Source organism: Mycobacterium sp. UM_11 (assembly GCF_001414075.1).
Lineage (GTDB): Bacteria > Actinomycetota > Actinomycetes > Mycobacteriales > Mycobacteriaceae > Mycobacterium.
Window position 1 is genome coordinate 1 of record NZ_LATC01000300.1, and the last position, 218, is coordinate 218.

Annotated in this window: 1 pseudogene; it reads left to right on the forward strand. The window is 72.5% G+C overall.

The features are described from left to right. Window positions 1-15: 15 nt before the first annotated feature. Window positions 16-218 (forward strand): annotated as a pseudogene (locus tag WU80_RS25120) (hypothetical protein); the annotation flags it as partial.

The following is a 218-nucleotide window of genomic DNA, read 5'->3' on the forward strand; positions in this document are numbered from 1 at the left end:
GCGCCGGCGCCGAAGGTGACCAACGATGCGGGCACGGCCAGCCAGTCGGGCACGGTGGCCAACGCGGCGGCCAACACCACCGCGGGTAACACCGCCAACGTGGTGCAGAAGGCGGCCACCACGGCCACCACGAGCACGACCCAGCAGGCCGCCCAGGCCGCGGCCACCACGACCGATCCGTTCCAGGAGCTGTGGTTCCTGCTGACCGGCCAGACCAC